Annotated in this window: 23 protein-coding genes; 12 read left to right on the top strand and 11 right to left on the bottom strand. The window is 53.4% G+C overall.

Annotated elements, in window-relative coordinates; translation table 11 throughout:
• Position 1 precedes the first annotated feature (1 nt).
• The 4 genes from ureC to KR100_RS00480 are packed head-to-tail and all read right to left on the bottom strand — an operon-like array spanning position 2 to position 3,303.
• A complete protein-coding gene (ureC, locus tag KR100_RS00495; RefSeq protein ID WP_038542320.1) occupies positions 2-1,711 on the bottom strand; it encodes an urease subunit alpha in 1,710 nt (569 codons plus the stop codon).
• A 3-nt stretch (positions 1,712-1,714) separates the two neighbouring features.
• Entirely contained in the window at positions 1,715-2,035 is a 321-nt protein-coding gene (locus KR100_RS00490) for an urease subunit beta (RefSeq protein WP_038542319.1), read from the bottom strand.
• Between the two features lie 11 nt (positions 2,036-2,046).
• Complete coding sequence (locus tag KR100_RS00485) at positions 2,047-2,349, bottom strand: urease subunit gamma (protein ID WP_038542317.1); 303 nt, start codon at positions 2,347-2,349, stop codon at positions 2,047-2,049.
• 18 nt (positions 2,350-2,367) lie between these two features.
• Entirely contained in the window at positions 2,368-3,303 is a 936-nt protein-coding gene (locus KR100_RS00480) for an urease accessory protein UreD (RefSeq protein WP_038542315.1), read from the bottom strand.
• Positions 3,304-3,371: 68 nt separating this feature from the next.
• Between KR100_RS00480 and ureE the strand changes: the two genes are divergently transcribed.
• From ureE to urtE, 8 genes are all read left to right on the top strand, one after another.
• Positions 3,372-3,869: an urease accessory protein UreE gene (gene ureE, locus KR100_RS00475; protein ID WP_369793811.1), complete on the top strand. Its 498-nt coding sequence runs from the start codon at positions 3,372-3,374 to the stop codon at positions 3,867-3,869.
• The gene (locus tag KR100_RS00470; protein ID WP_038542312.1) at positions 3,869-4,540 is read left to right on the top strand and encodes an urease accessory protein UreF; all 672 of its coding nucleotides are present in this window, start codon (positions 3,869-3,871) and stop codon (positions 4,538-4,540) included. Before ureE ends, KR100_RS00470 begins: the two co-directional genes overlap by 1 nt.
• Entirely contained in the window at positions 4,540-5,151 is a 612-nt protein-coding gene (gene ureG / locus KR100_RS00465; protein WP_038542310.1) for an urease accessory protein UreG, read from the top strand. Before KR100_RS00470 ends, ureG begins: the two co-directional genes overlap by 1 nt.
• Positions 5,152-5,258: 107 nt before the next feature.
• Positions 5,259-6,602 carry an urea ABC transporter substrate-binding protein gene (gene urtA / locus KR100_RS00460; RefSeq protein ID WP_038542308.1) on the top strand — a complete coding sequence of 448 codons (1,344 nt, stop codon included), beginning with the start codon at positions 5,259-5,261 and terminating at the stop codon, positions 6,600-6,602.
• A 104-nt stretch (positions 6,603-6,706) separates the two neighbouring features.
• Complete coding sequence (gene urtB, locus KR100_RS00455) at positions 6,707-7,864, top strand: urea ABC transporter permease subunit UrtB (protein ID WP_038542306.1); 1,158 nt, start codon at positions 6,707-6,709, stop codon at positions 7,862-7,864.
• A gap of 21 nt (positions 7,865-7,885) precedes the next feature.
• Complete coding sequence (gene urtC, locus KR100_RS00450; RefSeq protein WP_038542304.1) at positions 7,886-8,998, top strand: urea ABC transporter permease subunit UrtC; 1,113 nt, start codon at positions 7,886-7,888, stop codon at positions 8,996-8,998.
• A 49-nt stretch (positions 8,999-9,047) separates the two neighbouring features.
• Positions 9,048-9,791 carry an urea ABC transporter ATP-binding protein UrtD gene (urtD, locus tag KR100_RS00445; protein ID WP_038542300.1) on the top strand — a complete coding sequence of 248 codons (744 nt, stop codon included), beginning with the start codon at positions 9,048-9,050 and terminating at the stop codon, positions 9,789-9,791.
• Between the two features lie 30 nt (positions 9,792-9,821).
• Positions 9,822-10,568 (top strand): urea ABC transporter ATP-binding subunit UrtE, encoded by a 747-nt coding sequence (gene urtE / locus KR100_RS00440; RefSeq protein WP_038542298.1) that lies wholly within the window; start codon positions 9,822-9,824, stop codon positions 10,566-10,568.
• A gap of 54 nt (positions 10,569-10,622) precedes the next feature.
• Here urtE and KR100_RS14600 read toward each other — a convergent pair whose 3' ends face one another.
• The 4 genes from KR100_RS14600 to KR100_RS00420 form a co-directional block, all read right to left on the bottom strand.
• Complete coding sequence (locus KR100_RS14600) at positions 10,623-10,901, bottom strand: FmdB family zinc ribbon protein (protein WP_038542294.1); 279 nt, start codon at positions 10,899-10,901, stop codon at positions 10,623-10,625.
• A 75-nt stretch (positions 10,902-10,976) separates the two neighbouring features.
• On the bottom strand, positions 10,977-12,182 hold the full coding sequence (gene fmdA, locus KR100_RS00430) for a formamidase (RefSeq protein ID WP_038547495.1): 1,206 nt from the start codon (positions 12,180-12,182) through the stop codon (positions 10,977-10,979).
• A gap of 209 nt (positions 12,183-12,391) precedes the next feature.
• The gene (locus KR100_RS00425) at positions 12,392-13,438 is read right to left on the bottom strand and encodes a formamidase (protein ID WP_038542291.1); all 1,047 of its coding nucleotides are present in this window, start codon (positions 13,436-13,438) and stop codon (positions 12,392-12,394) included.
• Positions 13,439-13,555: 117 nt separating this feature from the next.
• Positions 13,556-14,047 (bottom strand): hypothetical protein, encoded by a 492-nt coding sequence (locus KR100_RS00420; RefSeq protein WP_156097830.1) that lies wholly within the window; start codon positions 14,045-14,047, stop codon positions 13,556-13,558.
• Between the two features lie 227 nt (positions 14,048-14,274).
• Here KR100_RS00420 and KR100_RS00415 point away from each other — a divergent pair, with 227 nt between their 5' ends.
• Entirely contained in the window at positions 14,275-14,562 is a 288-nt protein-coding gene (locus KR100_RS00415; RefSeq protein WP_156097829.1) for a hypothetical protein, read from the top strand.
• A gap of 461 nt (positions 14,563-15,023) precedes the next feature.
• Here the strand turns inward: KR100_RS00415 and KR100_RS00410 are convergent, their stop codons facing one another.
• Together KR100_RS00410 and KR100_RS16435 are read right to left on the bottom strand one after the other, a co-directional pair.
• Positions 15,024-15,224, bottom strand: coding sequence for a DUF1830 domain-containing protein (locus KR100_RS00410; protein ID WP_369793810.1), 201 nt, complete (start codon positions 15,222-15,224; stop codon positions 15,024-15,026).
• 174 nt (positions 15,225-15,398) lie between these two features.
• Positions 15,399-15,569, bottom strand: a complete 171-nt coding sequence (locus tag KR100_RS16435) for a hypothetical protein (RefSeq protein WP_204207736.1) — start codon at positions 15,567-15,569, stop codon at positions 15,399-15,401.
• Between the two features lie 239 nt (positions 15,570-15,808).
• Between KR100_RS16435 and KR100_RS16870 the strand changes: the two genes are divergently transcribed.
• Positions 15,809-15,940, top strand: a complete 132-nt coding sequence (locus KR100_RS16870; protein WP_255347486.1) for a hypothetical protein — start codon at positions 15,809-15,811, stop codon at positions 15,938-15,940.
• A 10-nt stretch (positions 15,941-15,950) separates the two neighbouring features.
• Here KR100_RS16870 and KR100_RS00395 read toward each other — a convergent pair whose 3' ends face one another.
• On the bottom strand, positions 15,951-17,228 hold the full coding sequence (locus KR100_RS00395) for a glycosyl transferase (RefSeq protein ID WP_038542276.1): 1,278 nt from the start codon (positions 17,226-17,228) through the stop codon (positions 15,951-15,953).
• A gap of 72 nt (positions 17,229-17,300) precedes the next feature.
• Here KR100_RS00395 and KR100_RS00390 point away from each other — a divergent pair, with 72 nt between their 5' ends.
• Together KR100_RS00390 and KR100_RS00385 are read left to right on the top strand one after the other, a co-directional pair.
• On the top strand, positions 17,301-19,034 hold the full coding sequence (locus KR100_RS00390; RefSeq protein WP_038542274.1) for an alpha-amylase family glycosyl hydrolase: 1,734 nt from the start codon (positions 17,301-17,303) through the stop codon (positions 19,032-19,034).
• Positions 19,016-19,819 (top strand): HAD-IIB family hydrolase, encoded by an 804-nt coding sequence (locus KR100_RS00385; RefSeq protein WP_051847248.1) that lies wholly within the window; start codon positions 19,016-19,018, stop codon positions 19,817-19,819. The genes KR100_RS00390 and KR100_RS00385 overlap by 19 nt, the downstream gene beginning before the upstream one ends.
• Positions 19,820-19,828: the final 9 nt, after the last annotated feature.

Below are 19,828 nucleotides of genomic sequence, written 5' to 3'. Positions count from 1 at the left end.
GTCACAGCAGCAGATAGCGTTGCGCCATTGGGAGTTCTTCCGCTGGCTCACAGGTCAGCAGGGTCCCATCAGCAAACACTTCATAGGTCTGCGGGTCCACACTCACCGATGGCAGAGCTGAATTGAGCTTCAGCTCTTTCTTCCCGACGTTGCGGGTCTCCTGCACCGCTATGCAGGTGCGCTCCAGCCCCAGCTGGTGTTGGATGTCGGCATCCATCGCTGCTTTGCTCACAAAGGTGAGGCAACTTGAGGCCAGGGCCTTCCCGAAGGCGCCGAACATCGGCCTTCCGTGCACTGGACCTGGCGTTGGGATCGAGGCATTGGCATCGCCCATCTGAGCCCAGACAATGGATCCGCCCTTGAGCACCAGCTCCGGACGAATGCCGAAGAAGCCTGGTTTCCAGAGAACCAGATCCGCCAACTTGCCGGTTTCAACGGAACCCACCTGGCTGCTGATGCCATGGGCCAGGGCCGGATTGATCGTCACCTTGGCGATGTAGCGCTTGAGGCGGTGGTTGTCGTTGCGGGCGGAGTCCTCCGGCAGAGCACCGCGCTGCACCTTCATCTTGTGGGCGGTCTGGAAGGTGCGGGTGATCACCTCGCCCACGCGGCCCATGGCCTGGGAGTCGCTGGCGATGATCGAGAAGGCACCGAGGTCGTGAAGGATGTCTTCGGCGGCGATCGTTTCGCGCCGGATCCGTGATTCGGCGAAGGCCACGTCCTCGGGGATCTTCGGATCGAGGTGGTGGCACACCATCAGCATGTCGAGGTGCTCCTCGAGCGTGTTGCGGGTGTAGGGCCGGGTTGGGTTGGTGCTGCTTGGCAGCACGTTGGCCTCGCCGCAGATCTTGATGATGTCCGGTGCATGGCCGCCGCCGGCACCTTCGGTGTGGAAGGTGTGAATGGTGCGTCCCCTGATGGCGGCGATCGTGTCTTCCACGAAGCCGGCCTCATTCAAGGTGTCGGTGTGGATGCAGACCTGCACATCCATCCGATCGGCCACCGACAGGCAGGCATCGATGGTGGCGGGCGTGGTGCCCCAGTCTTCGTGCAGCTTCAGGCCGCAGGCGCCGGCGCGAACCTGTTCTTCCAGCGCTTCCGGGGTGCTGGCGTTGCCTTTGCCGAAAAAGCCCAGATTCACGGGCAGGCCTTCGGCGGCCTGAAGCATCCTCCCGATATGGAAGGCGCCTGGGGTGCAGGTGGTGGCATTGGTGCCGGTGGCCGGTCCGGTGCCGCCCCCCATCAGGGTGGTCACCCCGCTGGCCAGGGCCGTTTCGATCTGCTGCGGACAGATGAAGTGGATGTGGGTGTCGATGCCACCGGCCGTGAGGATGTGACCTTCCCCGGCGATGGCCTCAGTGCCTGGCCCCACCACGATCGTCACCCCTTCCTGGGTGTCGGGGTTGCCGGCTTTGCCGATGCCCACGATGCGGCCGTCCTTGAGGCCGACATCGGCTTTGACGATGCCCCACCAGTCGAGGATCAGGGCATTGGTGATCACCGTGTCGACGGCGCCTTCGGCCCGAGGGGTCTGGGACTGACCCATGCCGTCGCGGATCACCTTGCCGCCGCCGAACTTCACCTCATCGCCGTAGACGGTGTAGTCCCTCTCGACTTCGAGGATCAGGTCGGTGTCGGCCAGACGAACCCTGTCGCCGGTGGTGGGTCCATAGGTTTCGGCATAGGCCTGGCGGGAGATGCGGAAAGGCATGGGTCAGGCGTCGAGGGGTCCGTTGATCTGTCCGTTGAAGCCGATGGCACGCCGATCACCGGCGAAGGGGATCAGGTTCACGTCGCGGCTGTCGCCGGGTTCAAAGCGGATGGCGGTGCCGGCAGGGATGTCAAGCCGCTGTCCGCGCGCTGCAGTTCGATCGAACTGCAGCGCTGCGTTGGCTTCGAAGAAATGGAAGTGGGAACCCACCTGAACCGGACGATCGCCGCTGTTGGCGACATGGATGGTGGTGACTGGGCGACCGGCGTTGAGTTCGAGTTCGCCGGGTTCAGCGAGCAGTTCGCCGGGAATCAGGGGTGACATTCGGTACGTCCTCAGCGAATTGGGTCGTGCAGGGTGACGAGCTTGGTGCCGTCTGGAAAAACCGCCTCGATCTGAACCTCGTGCACCAGTTCGGGCACCCCCTCCATCACCTGATCCTTGTTGAGCCAGGTGCTGCCCTCCTGCATCAGCTCCGCAACGGTTCGGCCATCACGCGCACCTTCGAGGACGAGAAAGCTGAGCCAGGCCACAGCTTCAGGGTGGTTGAGCTTCAACCCCCTGCCAAGGCGGCGTTCAGCCAGCAGGGCAGCGGTCACGATCAGGAGCTTGTCCTTTTCCTGCGGACTGAGATACATGGAGAGCCTCGCTCGGTTTCAGTTTGTCCCTGCCGCAGCCGTTTGAGCGTTTGATGTGAACGTTTGTCGCCGCAATGGCTCTTCCTGCAAGGGCCAGACACGCGGAATCCTCGCTGGCTGAAGTCCCCGCAGGCTTCTGGTTCTGGACCAGATGCGGCTGAACCAGAATCGAGCATCACGGCTTGAGTGGCCGGCATAACGGGCGACCATTCCCTGTTGCAGCGCACTGCAGCGCATCACTCCCTCCAGGCCGCAGCGATCCTCACGAGTTCCCTCGAGCAGAGAGGTCATCGCCGCTGGCTCGAGATGCATCGGCGCTGCCCAAACCAGGGAGCCGAAGACCGGTGCACCGGCTAAGCCGTGCACGCTCTTGAGATTGCTGCCTCCCAGTTCCAGTCGATCCACCATCTCCCAGCGGTGGTCGACGCCGTCACTGCGCTGCAGGGCCAGGCTGGTTCTCCAGCAGCCGCGGTCGAGGGTTTCACCTGCTGCGGTGCGTCCGAGACGCACGATCTCGGCACTGAGAAATGAAGCATCCCAAGGCAGTGTCACCGTCAGCTGTTGTTCCAGCAGGGCGCCTGCGTAGAGCACGAGTTCCTGGGGCAACCACTCCAGGTCGCTGCCGGCTTTCAGTTGGCCCCTCATCCTCTGGTGAGACCAGGCTCCCTGCGGATGCAGGCGGCTGCGACCGACGGAGCCGTACACCTTCTGGGCAGCAACACTGGTGACCAGTGCTCGGCTGTTGGATTCAAGCGTCAGATCGATGTTGAGGCGATCGCCTCCCACCAGTCCGCCTGCGGTGTGGAGCAAAGGCAGTTCACAACGGCCATCTCCCCCCTGCTCAGCCCGGAGCAACTTGAACGGCGCGCTGCAGCCACCCTGGTGGACGGTTCCGTTCTCGGTGCTGAGGAACTGCAGTTTGCAGGAGCCATGCCACGGATCAGGTCCCTTCATTGCAGTGTCGCGTGGTACCCACGTTCGGCATGGGAGACCCCACGGATCAGTAGCGTTGCACACCAAAAATGGTGGTCGAGCTGGGCAGGCTCCTCGAAGCTGGATCGACTGGCATGGGCGAGACGGTGATTGTTCTGGAGCGGCGTCATGGTCAGCGCCCGGGGGCAGTGGATGGTCTGACACTGCCGCTGACGGCTGAGCAGCGCACGTCGATGCGAGGTCGTCGCACCACGCTGTGTGGCCGGGAGGTGTTGTTGCAGTTGCCCAGACAGGGCCCTCTGGTTCCGGGCGACCTTCTCTCCGATCGTCAGGATTCCAATCTTGTCCGGGTGATGGCTGCCGAGGAGCGGCTTCTGGAGGTGCGTGCGGAGTCACCTCTGAAACTGCTTCAGGCTGCCTACCACCTGGGCAATCGCCATGTGGCGCTGGACCTGCAGCCCGATCGACTGCTTCTGCTCGACGATCCTGTGCTTGCGGCGATGCTCGTGGGGCGGGGTTTGCACGTACGCCCATGCAAGCAGGCATTTCAGCCGGAGGGCGGGGCCTACGAAGGGCACCACCACTGATGACGTCCCTCGCACTGCTCCAGCTCGTCAGTCCGGCCCTGCCGGTTGGTGCCTTCAGTTATTCAGAGGGTTTGGAAGTGCTCATTCAGGCCGCCACCCTCAACGACGAGCGTCAGGTTCAGGACTGGCTCGAGGCTGAACTGCGGCAGGGAGCGCTTCGTCTCGAGGCAGCGGCGCTCAGGGGCCTGTCGGAGGCTCTGCGGCAATGGCAGGACCATGGCGACCAGCAGGCACGCCATTGGCTGATGGATCAGGACTCCTGGCTGCTGGCCAACCGAGAGTCGGCTGACGTGCGCGCGCAGCAGACCCAGATGGGTGCATCGCTGCTTCAACTGATGAGCGAGATGGGACACCCGCTGCCCCAGGCGATGCCGTTGAGCTGGCCATCAGCGTGGGCATGGGCGGCGGTTGCGCTGGATGTTTCCCTTCCCGACATGACGCAGGGTTATCTCTATGGATGGGTGGCCAATCAACTCAGCGCTGCAGTGCGGTTGCTGCCACTCGGTCCTTCGAGGGCTCAGATTGTTCAGCAACGGTTGCTGCCGCTGATCGCCGAGCAGGCTGCCTGGCTGCAGTCCCAGGACCCAAGACAGCTCTGGAGTCGTGGGGTCGGTGCATCGATGGCTCAGCTCGCCCATGCTGAGTTGTATTCGCGTCTGTTTCGAAGCTGATGAGCAGCAAGCTGAGGCTTGGAGTCGCGGGTCCTGTGGGATCTGGAAAAACGGCTCTTGTGGAAGCACTCTGCCGTCGTTTGCGGGACCAGCTTGAGCTCGCCGTTGTGACCAACGACATCTACACCCAGGAGGATGCCCTGTTTTTGACGCGATCCGGTGCTCTGGAGCCGGAGCGCATCCGCGGAGTGGAGACCGGCGGTTGCCCGCATACCGCGATCCGTGAGGACTGTTCGATCAACCGTGCCGCCGTGGCGGACCTTGAAGTCCAGTTCCCCAACTTGGATGTGGTGTTGGTGGAAAGCGGTGGAGACAATCTCGCTGCCAGCTTCAGTCCTGAGCTGGTGGATTTGTGCATCTACGTCATCGACGTGGCTGCCGGCGACAAGATTCCCCGCAAGGGAGGGCCTGGAATCACCAAATCCGATCTGCTGGTCATCAACAAGATCGATCTGGCTCCTTTTGTTGGGGCCGATCTTGGTGTGATGGAACGGGACGCCGACCGCATGAGGGGTAACAGGCCGTGGTGTTTTACCAATTTGGTGACTGGTGAGGGTTTCGAGAAAGTTTCCTCATTCTTGTTGCAACAGCTACCGAAATCGGCCGCTTGAGGGCGGCACTTCCCAAAAGGTTGCTGATGATACAAAGGCGGTCATATCTGGTTCATACCGTCACGTTTCGCCTCACGGCGGATTCACCACAGTGTGTGTTCCTTTTTATGACTTCTGCACTATCAAAGCGTTTGCTGGCAGCGTTTGCTGCGACAGCAGTTGGCGTAACCATGACCGCCTGTGGCGGAAGTGGTGGTGGCGGTGGCGGTGATACCGCCAGCGATGGCGACAGCGGTGGCGCAGCCACCGAATTTGATGGGGAGATCAAGGTTGGCATCCTCCATTCTCTGAGTGGAACGATGGCCATCTCCGAAACAACCTTGAAAGAGGTCGAAGAGCTCGCCATCAAGGAGATCAATGAGGCAGGCGGCGTCTCCGTCGACGGCAAGAGCTACAAGATCGTCTACACCTCAGAAGACGGTGCCTCCGATTGGCCCACCTTCGCTGAGAAATCTCAGAAGCTGATCGACGCTGATGAGGTCGCCGTTGTCTTTGGTGGATGGACGTCTGCCAGCCGCAAGGCCATGCTTCCTGTCTACGAAGCAAAAGACCACTTCCTCTTCTACCCGATTCAGTACGAAGGTCAGGAGTGCTCCAAGAACATCTTCTACACGGGTGCTGTCCCGAACCAGCAGGCTGAGCCCGCTGTTGATTGGCTCTTTGAGCAGTTCTCCGACAAATACGGCAAGAAGGTCTACCTCGTCGGCTCCGATTACGTCTATCCACGGACCGCGAACACTATCATCAAAGAGCAGGTGAAGAGCCTCGGTGGTGAAACCGTTGGTGAGGATTACATTCCTCTGGGCAACACGGAAGTTGCTCCGATCATCGCCAAGATCAAGAAGGAGTTCCCTGACGGTGGAATCATCATCAACACCCTGAATGGTGACTCCAACGTCGCACTGTTTAAACAGTTCAAGGCTGCGGGCATCACTCCTGATAAGTACCCGATCATGTCCTTCTCCATTGCGGAAGAGGAAATCCGTCAGATCGGACCTGAGTATGTGGGCGACACCTATGCCGCTTGGAACTACTTCATGTCCCTCGGAACTGAGGCTGCTAACACCTTCAACGCTGCTTTCCTTGCGGAATATGGCGACGACCGTGTGACCAACGACCCAATGGAGTCGGCCTACAACATGGTTTATCTGTGGAAGGCTGCAGTCGAGAAGGCTGGAACCTATGAGGATCTTGATGCCGTCAGAAATGCACTGATTGGCATCAAACTTGATGCTCCTCAGGGTCCGATTGAGATGTACCCCAATCACCACATCTCTCAGACTGTCCGCATTGGACAAGCCAAAGAGGATGGTCAGTTTGAAATCCTCTGGGACAGCAAGACCCCTGTCGCTCCGATCACGTGGAACCAGTACGTGCCTGAAACGAAGGGCTTCAAGTGCGACTGGACGCTTGATCGTCCTGATGCCGGAAAGTTCAAGATGGACTCCTGATCGTTCTGACACTGGAACGCTCAAGATGTAATTTTTACATCTGAAATATCCTCCCGAGTGGGTCACGATTATTTGTAGGCCCACTTTTTTTTCACTATGAACCGATGGAATTAATTTTCTCTCAACTCCTTGATGGCCTGAGCATCGGCTCGGTGCTCCTCCTGGCAGCAACAGGTCTTGCCATTGTTTTCGGTTTGATGGGTGTCATCAATCTGGCTCATGGCGAATTGATGATGGTTGGGGCATATGTGACATTCGTGACTCAGAACATGTTTCGTCCGTTGGGCGAAGGGGTTTTTCAGCTGTACTACCTGTTTGCATTGGTGTTTGCGTTTATCGTAACGGCGCTTGTAGGTGTTTTGCTGGAGCGTACATTGATACGCCAATTATATGGACGCCCACTGGAAACGCTTCTCGCTACCTGGGGTGTGAGTTTGGTTTTAATTCAATTTATTCGCAGCGTTTCCACCAGCATGACGATTGGAATCGTCGTGGCTGTTGTCCTTGGTTTTTTAGCATCACGCTTTTCTCCCAAATCGCTAAAGCGGGCGGCTTTTTACCCATACGTCTCCGGGATATTCTGGATTGTATCTGCAATTATTGGATTTATAACTATTTCTGCGATGTCTGGTTCAAAGGCATTGGCGAAACCATGGTTTGGACCACGGAATATTGATGTGACCGCCCCGAAATGGCTACAGGGAAGTTGGGGATCCATCGCAGGCATTGAATTGCCTGGGATCAGAATATTCATCATTATTCTTTCTGCGCTGTTACTCGCTTTTGTCGCCTGGTTTTTGACGAAGAGTGTGTGGGGACTACGTATACGATCAGTGACGCAGAACCGGCAGATGAGTAATTGCTTGGGCATTCCTACAGATAGCGTTGACAGTATTACATTTGGCATCGGTTCTGGCCTTGCAGGTGTTGCTGGAAGTGCCATCACACTGCTTGGTTCCGTCGGTCCAAATTTGGGTGCGGCTTACATCGTTTCCTGCTTTATGGTGATTGTTTTGGGAGGAGTTGGAAATTTGGTTGGAACAGTGATTGCTTCGATGATGCTGGGCATTATTCAATCAATTATTGGTTCAGGAGCCATCTTGATTGCATTCCCCAATATTCCTAATCCGGCATCTGCAGTGATTGAGTTTTTTGCGACGACCAGCATGTCTTATGTGCTGATCTTTATTTTCATCATTGCGTTCCTTCAATTCAAGCCTACAGGGATGTTCCCTCAAAAGGGACGTTCTGTTGAATCTTGATCCTTTTTCCCCTTATTCACCATGAAACTCTTCAAAAAGCTCATCCCCTGGCTACTTCTTGCTTTTGCATTTTTCGTTCTGCCAGCAATTCTTTCACAGTTTCGTTTGAATCTTTTCGGTAGATATTTTTCACTTGCAATTGTTGCGTTGGGGATTGATCTGATCTGGGGATATACAGGTCTTCTGAGTTTGGGTCAGGGAATCTTCTTTGCACTGGGCGGCTACGCGATAGGTATGCACTTGTTGCTGGTGACCCAGAACGATTTCACAACGGGTGCCAACGGTCTTCCTAAATTCTTTGAGAATTACGGAGTTGACAACCTGCCATTTTTCTGGCAACCGTTCTGGTCTTTCCCTTGGACGTTGATTGCCATCTGGCTCATACCAGCAATTGTCGCTGGTTTAGTTGGATACTTGATTTTCAGGAATCGAATCAAAGGAGTTTATTTTTCGATCATTACCCAAGCATCGTTGATGGTTTTTTACCATTTCTTTAATGGTCAGCAGAAGCTTGTTAACGGTACGAATGGATTGAAAACAAGCACTACTGAGATTTTTGGGTTGATTGTTGGTTCAGACGATGCGCAAATTATATTTTACAGAATTACCTTGGTTTTACTGCCACTTGCATATTTGCTTTGCAAGTTTCTAACCAGCGGTCGTTTCGGTGATGCTCTCATCGGTATTCGGGACGATGAAGCTCGTTTACGTTTCAGTGGCTTCAATCCTGTTCCTTTCAAGGTCATTGTTTTCTTGGTTGCTGGAGGTTTGGCAGGAATTTCCGGTGCCTTGTATACCGTGCAATCGGGAATTGTTTCTCCTCAGTATATGGCGATTTCGATGTCAATCGAAATGGTGATCTGGGTTGCTGTGGGAGGAAGAGGAACGTTGATCGGACCGATCATTGGAGCAGTCATTGTTAACTATCTTCGTAGTCTTGTCAGTGAAGCGTTGCCGGAAGCCTGGTTATTTGTTCAAGGCGCTCTGTTTATCTTTGTTGTTACCTTGATGCCTGATGGAATCTATGGCTGGTTCAAGAATGGAGGATTCCAAACCATGCTTGCAGCCTTCGGAATTGCTAAAAAATCTCCAACATATCCGAAAATCGACATGGATGAAGGCTATACCGGATGACATTACTCCTTAAACCAATTTTCTTGCCTCTTTCACTCACCTAGAAATTATGACGACTCCAATTCTCGAGCTTAGTGATGTAAGTGTCGATTTTGATGGTTTTTTTGCCCTCACTGATCTGTCCATCTCTTTACAACCCGGAGAATTACGCTCAATCATTGGTCCCAATGGAGCGGGTAAGACAACGTTTCTTGACGTGATTACTGGCAAGGTAAGACCTACCAAAGGCTCAGTGTCACTACGCGGCTCAAGCATCGTTGGATTATCCGAACAAAAAATATCCAATCTCGGTGTTGGGCGTAAATTTCAAACACCTCGTGTTTTTGAGAACTTATCTGTAGCAAGAAATCTTGAGCTGGCTGCTTCGCCGAACAAAGCCCCTTTTCAATTGATGTTTGAAAAGCTGAGCAGTACTGTCAAGGATGAGGTTCATCGCTTAATGGATTATGTGGGTTTAGCTCCATATGCAAAGTCTGATGCAGGTTCGCTTTCCCATGGCCAAAAGCAATGGTTGGCGATCTCCATGCTTGTTGCTCAATCTCCAGACATCATTTTGTTGGATGAACCAGTGGCTGGCTTGACAGATGAAGAGACGAATAAAACTGCTGAGCTCATCAAATCTCTAGCAGGAGAACATACTGTTGTTGTGATTGAGCATGATATGGAGTTTATTCGCGATCTTGGAGCACCAGTCACTGTGTTGCATCAAGGTCAGAAGCTTACAGAGGGAACGTTGGACGAAGTGAAAGCCGATCCAAAAGTGATTGAAGTGTATCTAGGCCAATCTGACTAGTTATTCCACATTCAACTTTTTCAAACGATCATGACTCAACTCCAAACCAAATCGCATCCTTCTTCAACAAAGACTATTCTCAAGTCTAGCGGGTTAAATGTATATTATGGCGAAAGTCATATCCTCAGGAATGTGGATCTGCACATACCTGAAGGAGAGATGATTTGCCTGATTGGTCGTAACGGCGTCGGTAAAACGACGTTTTTGAAAACAATTATTGGATTGCTTGAGCAACGTTCTGGATCGATTGAATATGATGGAGTGTTTTTAAGTGATCAAGCCCCTTATAAACGTGCTCGACGTGGAATTGGTTACGTTTCACAAGGACGCGACATTATTCCAAGAATCACTGTCAAAGAAAATTTGATGATCGGAATGGAATCGCTTCCAGGTGGCATGAGTAAAAATAAGCATATTGATCCAATTGTGTTTGAATTGTTTCCAATTCTTGAGCAGTTTTTGAACCGACGTGGAGGTGATCTCAGCGGCGGCCAACAGCAACAGCTTGCCATTGCCAGAGCTTTACTTGGTAAGCCAAAACTCCTTCTTCTCGATGAACCAACAGAGGGTATTCAACCTTCTATCATTCTAGATATCGAAAGAGCTGTTCAGAGAATCATCAAAGAAACAGGCATCAGCGTTTTGTTAGTGGAGCAGCATCTCCATTTTGTGAAGCAATCCAGTTTCTATTACGCAATGCAACGGGGTGGTATCGTTTCGAGTGGACCTACCTCACAGTTGTCAGATCAAGTTATTGAAGAGTTTTTGACTGTATAATTCGAATCATTTAAATCAGTTTGTTTTTAGTACCGGGGTTGTTGACTCGTTTGTTCAGCAACCCCGATTCAGCATCCATGGACGAGAGTCACCGGAACGTAACCTTGGCTTGTTGCCTGGTTCCTGAACCTTCCGGCGTACAACCTTTGGATTCTTATCCTCTGTCTTCAACCGAATAGTTGTCGATAGCATCATTGGTGGAGAGAACAGTCTTTTGCCATCACAACCACACTCAGGGCATTGCGTGTCTGAGGAGCGTTGGTCAATTGACCTCCAGACTTCATACACAGATGAACAAGTGTCAGACTTGCATTCAAATTCGTAGACAGGCATAGTGAGTGAATCAAGAAAGCTTCCACCGAAATTGATGGAAGCTTATTAGTTGATCGGGTTAATTAATTAGAAGAATTAGCAAGGGAGAATATCTTTGTCAAAGATTGAAGTGGGAAGCGCAAGTGTACAACACGCATTTGGAATATCAACGATCCCGCTAACGCGTCCTTCCACAGGCGCGCAACTGAGAAGTAAATAGGCCTGTTCTCCAGTGTATCCAAACTTCTTTAAATACTCAATCGCATTCAAGCACGCTCGACGGTATGCGATGTGCACATCCATGTAATACTGCTTGCCTTCAAACTCATCAACAGAGATACCTTCAAAAACAAGGTAATCTGTGAAGTGAGGTTCAACAGGGCTGGTTTTAAACATTGGGTTGACCATTCCGTACTTTGCCATTCCTCCTTTGATCACATCAACATGCAAATCAAGGTAGCCAGACATTTCAATAGCTCCGCAGAAGGAGATTTCGCCGTCACCTTGTGAAAAGTGAATGTCGCCCATTGAAAGTTTTCCACCCTCAACATACACAGGGAAGTAAATTCTTGTCCCCTTGGTCAGGTTTTTAATGTCACAGTTTCCACCATGTTCTCTCGGAGGAACTGTGCGTGCGGCTTCGTTTGCGATTCGATCAAAATCGCTGGCTTCAACGTTGCCAAGGATGGCACTGTTGGGATTTGGAAGTGCTGCGAGAACGGGTTCACTTCCAGAAAGTCCTGCGCCGTAGGTGCGGCGATCCGGAGCTGTGTTGACCAGTTCGGTTTCGCGTCGATTCCACTCATTGAGCAGCTCCATTGAGGGAGCGCAACCAATTAGTCCAGGGTGTGTAATGCCAGCAAATCGAACGCCTGGAATGTGTCGTGAGGATGTGTATACACCTTCTAAATCCCAGATCGCCTTTGCAGCTTTCGGGAAGTGATCAGTCAGAAAACCGCCACCATTTTCCTTGGCAAAGATTCCAGTGAATCCCCACTCGTCTCCTTGTAATGCGCCAACTTCAAGAATATCGACGACAAGAATATCTCCGGGTTGCGCACCATTCACCCAAATTGGCCCGCTGAGAACGTGAACAACCTCAAGATTCACATCAGCAATATCTTGCGGATTGTCGTCATTTTTGATCTGGCCGTCAGTCCAGTCCTTGCATTCAATCCGAAAGACGTCACCTGGATTGACAGAGGCAACGGCTGGAATATCGGGATGCCACCTGTTATGTCCTGGCATTTCCTGTTGATCCATCGGTTTCGTGAGATCAACTTTGAAAAGAGTTTCAGGCATTAATGCTGCATGCAACAATCCCATTGAATCCAGACATTCCAGATCCAATGGTTGCAGTTGATACGTGCTGACAAAAATGATTATTGTTATTTCATAACGTTGTTACTAATTTAACTGCGCAGAAAAGTTGGTAATGCTAATGCGAAATTTTATTTCTCAATGAACTAATCAGGCCCCAAGCAATCCTTGGGGCCTGACATGAGTTGAACTCAGACAGGTGCTGTTACTGGTTCAGCTGCAGGGGTTTCTGCTTTTGGCATCGGCCCAAGCTTGACCCCGTCTGGGTAGTACTTCCAGCCATCGCGAATGCGAACACTGCTATCCCATGGCAGTTTGTATTCACCATTGGCGAGATCCTCAACCCAGGTAAGGTAATTGGCTTTTTCTCCTCCAGGTTTGCCTACGTAGGCCCGGCAACCAAGATTAAAGATATTGTTCTCGAGTGCCCAGTTCTCGCGGGCTTTATCCACCAATCGGGGGAAGAGTTCTGCCGTCACAATTTCCCAGGGGTTGCGGTGCCCTTGCTGGATAACATTGCCGTCGTAATTGCAGACTGTTCCTTCGCCAAAGTAGTAGAAGACACCATCATATCCAGCCAGGTTGACTGAAATTGTGTACATCAGATTCTGCCAAGCGTTCGTTCTGTTCGTCCAGATCCATTGATCATTCACCTGTGTGGAATAACCAGAAATACGGATGTAAACGTTGGCTCCCTTGTATGCGGCTTCTCTGGCCAGCTCTGGGAACATGCCGTCGTGGCAGATGCAGACAGCCAGTTTTGAGCCTTTGGGTCCATCGCACACAGGCATTCCATAGTTGCCGGGTGACCAGGGCTCAATGGGAACCCATGGCTGCAGTTTCCTGTAGTGCAGAGCGATTTCACCGTCTGAGTTGATGATGATCGCGGAATTGAACGGCGGGAGGCTTGGATCGTCGTTCACTTCCATCAAAGAAAAGACGCCCCACACGTCGTTTTCCTTGCATGCCTGTCGGAAACGATCAATTTCGGGTGAGTCGATGCGGAGAAGCATCTCGTCGTAGGTCCAGATCGCTGTGTTGAGTCCCTGAGTGGAGTACTCAGGCATCACGATCAGATCAGCTTCTGGGTAGCCGGCCTTGGTTGTGGCAACAGCTTTGCAGATTTGATCGACCTGTGTCTGGATGTCTTCCGGTCCCTTGATCACAGGAACTGGGTACTGAATCATCGCAACAAGCAGTGATTCGTCCCAGGAACTGACGCTACCTGTACTGGCCATAGGGCAAGAATGAGAACCATTTTCATGGTGCATCACGGTTCGCCCGCCGTATGTTGCATCTGAAACTATTTCAGGCTTGTTTTTGGGAAGGGTTGCTGATTTAAGTATCAGGCGTTACTAAGTTTTCGTCGTCTCGTCTTGGAAGTCGCCCTTGCGACAGAGGTTCTCAGCAAGGCGTTTCGCCCATGGCGGCGATTCTTCTTTTCCTTGATTGACAAGGTTGCCATCGAAGTACATCAACAGTTGCCAATCGGTGTCTCCCCCAGCAACCCCTGGTTTCTCGTCGGTCTCCAGCCAGCGTCCGTAGATGTTGTCGTACTCAGGCCAGTTAGGCAGGTCGGGCATGCTGCAGACAACGTTGATTTCGATCTGTTTTCGGGTGTTGTCGGGTTCGATAACGATGACACCCCCGTCAAAGAGGCCGTTTGGTTCTCCTCCCTTGAAGGGATGGGACAGTTCGATCATCGTGTTGTCGCTTACGACAAGGACATCTCCCGGTTGTGCGTCTTGGTACTTCACTTCTTTCGGAACGGTCTTGCACCCTTGAAACGGCATCAACAGAGCGACCGCAGAGATCAGGATGCACTGTTTCAAGGGGAGGCGATTCATTGCTCTAAAGGGCAGAGACCCAGGTAGACGGAAAGATTGTTGAAGAAGGTTGTGAATCATTAAAAAATCTATCTTTTTAAGAGCTGAGTTTCAGGCCGAACCTCTTTTGCTGGTGATTCTTGGCACTATTAAATGGTAGCGAAGGCTACAGATGTTCATCACGATACAAGGTCCGGTTTCTCTGAAGAGTGGAAACGAATGGCCTTGGATTCACAGAGGCAACCACCATGTCAAACCTTCCCACCAAGGCTACGCGAACGGGACTGGCGCTGGACCCAAAGGCGGCGTCTCAGTCCTCGCAACTCATCTACCGCCGTTCTGCCTTCAAGCAACGGTCGAAAGGGGTTATCCGTTCTGCGAAGACAGCGGAGCTCCTGCAGCTCAATCATGAGGTGTTTGGTCCTGATCCGGCTCGTTCAAACCATTCGCAGCAGCCTGTGCAGCCGGGTGGCGTCATTCGTTCACGATTGACGGCTGAGTTGCTTGGCATCACTCCTGGAGGGGTGAACGTCTGAGGATTTGATTCAAGATCGACCTGTTCAGGCACACCTGTTGAATTCCAATCAAGACAGATGAGTTGCTGATGGCCTCTCGTCTCTCATTCTGAGAGTATTTGTATGCTATTGGTAAAGCTGCCATCCTGATTTTAGAAAATTCTTTGATCTGGATTTGATGTCCAAAGCAAAAAGTAGCTTTACGAGTTGATTCAAATGTAGTCTTCTTATTGACTGATCTGTTGTGAGAGGAGTTGTTGTGGCTTTTAAAGTTTCTGTGTAGCCGTAACTTTATAGAAAATGATTGGTCTGGTCAATCTGTTTTGATCTCAACCAAATGATCACAAATACCTTAAAAAGTATGTAAGCAATTTATAATTTTTATGAGATTGTTGGCTGCGATGCTGTAGGGATTGTGTAAATGAGGTCTTGATCATTATTCTCGATTGGCCGTTGTTGAAAGTCTGCTGATCGTTCCTTGTTTAAGCCACAAGGGTTTTGTCATAGGTGTCAACGGCATAATCTGCAGCGTCAGCCCGGAGATGCAGCATCTGACCCCCGAGGGACATCTGCCAGATTTCAAGCCTGGCCTCCGTTGGAGCCTCGAAGCAGAAGGTTTCCATCGGCATGACGACCTTTTCTCGGTAGAACCGGTCAGGCCCAATGCATTTCAAAATCACCATTTTGCTGGAATTGTTCTTGTACCAACATTCGAGCATTGAAAAGGGATAATCAGTGCTATGAGTATCGATTTACTTTTTTGATTATTTTGTTAGCGTCGCCACCAAAACCACTTTCCTTAATATTTCAATGTTATCGATGGATACTTTTTCAAAAGTAATGTGCCCTGCAGAACATTAAACGATGGCATCGCGATCGGCTGACTGATCCACCAGATCCCTTTCGAGATCTTTTGACAGCATGAGGAGTGCAACTCCCATCAAGGCGAGTCCCACACCGAAATCCCCTTTCGATGTGCATGCGATGGTCTGTGCCAGGCGCTGGTGTTGATCCCAGTTGTAATGCATGCCACGCACGAAGGATGACTTGTTTCTAAGCCAGGAGAATCGTCCACAACGCTTGTCTGCGTTGGTGCGAAAGATTTTGTCATCTTCAGTTTGATCTGAAACGGCTGACATGGGTCGCTTTTCGTCGCAACAGAGACGTTTCTTTTTGTAAGCAGCAGCGATAAAGGGCTCGCGTTGATGATTTTTCCGTGACCAAGGGAATCAGCATGAGCATCACTCAGCAATTTGAGCTTGAGAAGATGAACCGCGCGATTGACGCAACGGCAGATCCTCATCAACTTCAGATCATTGCCAAGCAGTTGCTGCAAGCCTGGCAATCACAGAGAGCTGCCACGGACTGGGTGATTCGTCAGCAGATGCAGGAGTTATGAGAGGTGGGGCTCAGGCTGCAGTCTCACTCGTCAGAGTTTGAGAGACGAATGCAGGGTATTGAGGTCGCTGCATCATCGTTGCTCGACTAGAGATTTTTCGATCGGACTGGCCCGCTTCAGCAAGATCTTTCTGAAGCATTGGATTACAGCTGTTCAATCGTGACCAGCTGGGTAGTTGATGGGCGATCGGGGTGTCCTGGAACCGCTTCAGTCCAGGTCTCAGCAGACTTGAAAAACTCTGGACGGCAAGTTCTTCGCGATGTCTGTCGTAAGGCAAACGGTTGATCGCCGAATCAAGGCCGAACTGCCGCACACGATCTTCGCCAACCCGTCGATACAGCACTTCAAGAGTGGGAAGTTGATCGGTTGAGACCACGCAACCTTCGTGTTCCATCAAGCTGCGGAGAACGGTACAGAAAATTTCACCGGCCATTCTCTGCAGGCCTTCCGAGGGTTTGTTGCCAAGAGTTTTGTGTTTGTGATCGAACAGTCCAAGATCAACCTGAGCGATCCGGCTGGACGCGACGTGGCGATAGACCTCGGATAACAGACCAACTTCCAGCCCCCAATCCGACGGGATGCGGAGGTTCATCGCCAAGTCGGTTGTGAAGGCGAATTCCCCGGCCAACGGGTAACGAAACGACTGCAGGTAGCGAAGGTAGGGGAGGGGGCCGAAGATCTGTTCCAAGCTGGCAAGCAATGGACCGACGAAGAGACGTGTCGCTCGTCCTTGCAATGCCTGTGTTTCGAGAGAGAGGCGGCTGTAGAACGCTTTCACATAGGCCACACCATGGGATGGATCGAGCAGAGGACGCAGCATTCGCTCGGGATAGGACGATCCGAACGTGCGGATGTCAGCGTCGAATAGTCCGACCACTTCGGCCTGACTGCAGGCCACACCGAGACCTTGCCAGACGGCCCAGCCCTTCCCTGGTGGTCCTGTCACTTCCAGTCCCAGGTCCTGAACAGACAGGAGCACGTCCCGGACGGCGGGACCGTTGGTCCAGTGAACCTGGACCGGAAAAGGCATTCCTTCGAAAAACGTCTCCGCTGCAGCAACGTCGTCCGCCGTCTCTGCGGAGAGTGCGATCACCAGGCAGCTGAGACCACTGAGTTCCTTCAGAGCGTCACGGATCAGTCCGAGAGCAGGTCGACTGAACTCGTCCATCAGGCATGGGATCAGCAGTGCCGTTCGTTTTTGAGCGAGTTCTTTCCTGAAAGCGACGGCGTCAAGATTTCCGAGGCCGTAGTCATGGACCGTGGTGATCAGACCTTGCTGAAAATCCATGCGGTGTTGAAGGCGACAACAAGACGAAGGGACCTGCTCCATACCTGTGGCATATCCAGCAGGTGAAGCTCCATGCATGACCCGCAGGCGGGAACGTTGCGGAAGCTTCTCGGAGATGTATACCCGGTTGATTCTTCCGGTGATCTCGAGGAACTGTCGTCACAATTGCTGCAATCTTTTTACCCGTCAGGGAACTGGGACACCCCAGAGGCTCGTCCATCGCTTTGGAGCGGTGGAGATGCTGTGTTGATCACCTATGCCGACACCGTGGTGGATGCGGGCCGTTCCGGTCTGCAAAGTCTTCGCAGCCTCGTGAACCGCCATCTGACGGATTTCGCTGCAGTCATCCACGTGTTGCCGTTTCTCAAATCCACCAGTGATGGCGGTTTTGCAGTGGCCAGCTACGAACAGCTGGAAGAGCGCCATGGCGATTGGAGCGATCTCTCCGCTCTGGCGGAGGGACGTCGGTTGATGGCAGATCTTGTTCTGAACCATGTCTCCGCTTCCCATCCCTGGGTTCGGCAATTTCTTCGACATGAGGATCCCGGCCAATCCTGTGTTCTTGAGGCCGGTCCGGATCCCTGTTGGAACGACGTTGTCCGGCCCCGCAGCACGGCCCTGTTCACCCAGCTCGGTCCACCGAACGGCAAACGTCAGGTGTGGACCACATTCGGTCCGGATCAGGTGGATCTGAACTGGCGAAGTCCCGATGTGCTGATTGGATTCGCCGATCTGCTGCGTCGGATGTCAAGCCACGGTGTGCGTTGGATTCGTCTTGATGCGGTCGGCTTCATCTGGAAGGAACCCAACACCACCTGTATCCACAGGCCGGAGGCCTATCGCCTTGTTCAGATTCTGCGTCTGCTGCTCCAGTCGCTTTGTCCGGATGGCGTTGTCGTCACCGAAACCAATGTTCCTGAGCAGGAGAACCTGTCCTATCTCCGTAACGGTCAGGAAGCCCATCTCGCTTACAACTTCCCTCTTCCTCCTCTCCTTCTGGAGGGTGCGATCAGCGGCCGTGCCGATCTCCTCAACGCCTGGCTCGCCCGCTGGCCGACGTTGCCGAAACAAACGGGGTTGCTCAACTTCACCGCCTGTCATGACGGCGTCGGCCTGCGGCCGTTGGAGGGGTTGATGCCCGACAAACGTCTGCTGCAGTTTCTGATCGCATGCGAGCAGCGTGGGGGATTGATCAGCCATCGCCGTCTCAGCTCCGGAGACGATGTTCCCTATGAGATCAACATCAGCTGGTGGAGTGCCATGGCCGATGGGGGGATTGATCCCTCCCATTTCCAGCTGGAGAGATTCCTTCTGACGCAGTTGCTCGTGATGGCGTTGCCTGGCGTGCCGGCTTTCTACCTTCCAGCTCTGCTGGCCAGTCCCAATGACGTGTCGAAATTCCGAAAAACAGGCCAGCGTCGTGATCTCAACCGACCCCAGTTCAAAACCGACTCGCTTGAACGTCGACTGGATGATCCTGAGAGCGACCCCACCCTGGTTCTGAAGGTTCTGCGCCATGCCATGCGCGTGCGTGCGTCGATACGAGCTCTGCATCCGGACACTCCCATGACCTTGATCAGCGGCGGTCGCTCCGATCTGGTTGTTCTGAAACGCGGCAACACGCAACAACCCCTCTATGCCGTGCACAACATGACCAGTGCACGTCTCAACCTTCCCCTCAGCACCCTGAGCGAAAAAGCCGCCCTATCGTCGTGGCACGACTCTCTCCGGGAGCGTGATCTGGAGATCGGTCAGCAGCAGCTTCAACTCGATCCCTACCAAGTGGCATGGCTCGTCAGTCAGTGATCCAGGAACGCTCGTCCTGGTGGGTCGTGACCGATCTCGACGGCACGCTGCTGGATCACCGTTACGACTGGACCCCCGCCGCTGAGGCGATTCGCTGGCTCCAACGGCAGGGGATTCCGGTGATTCCCTGCACCAGCAAGACGGCTGAGGAGGTTCGCCGGTTCCGTCAGGATGCAGACCTGTCTGATCCGTTCATCGTTGAGAACGGTGCCGCCATCCATGGGCAGCATCCCGACGGCGAGGAATGGGAGATCAGTCTCGGCCCTGGTTGGCAGGAGCTCAGACCCAAGCTCAAGCTGATGGAAGCAGAGCTTGGCGAGCCATTGCTTGCTCTCGATGAACTCAGTGATGCAGAAGGAGATCGATTGCTCGGTCTCAGCGGTGAAGCGTTGCGCATGGCTCAACGTCGCCGATGCAGCGTTCCCTTTGTGGCCCCACCCCCTTCAAGCCGTGATCGGTTGATCGCGATGGTTCAGGACTACCGACTCACGATCGTCGAAGGGAACCGCATGGCCCATCTCCTGGGTGAGGGCATCAGCAAAGGTCGTGCTCTCGAGGCCCTGAAGCAGCATCAGGGATGCAGCGATGTGCAGATTCTGGGACTCGGGGATTCGCCCAACGATCTACCACTGCTTGAGGTGGCAGACATCGCCGTTGTTGTTCCGGGGGTGAAGGGACCGCACCCGACGTTGATCGAAGGGATTGACGATGGCCGATTTCAGTTGGCTCGAGCTCCTCACGGCAGCGGTTGGGCCGAGTCGGTTCAGAGATTGCTGAGCGACTGATTGCGCTTC

Origin of the sequence: Synechococcus sp. KORDI-100 (assembly GCF_000737535.1) — a bacterium.
Classification (GTDB): domain Bacteria; phylum Cyanobacteriota; class Cyanobacteriia; order PCC-6307; family Cyanobiaceae; genus Parasynechococcus.
Note: the sequence above shows the minus strand (reverse complement) of the source record. Positions and strands in the feature narration are given on the sequence as shown.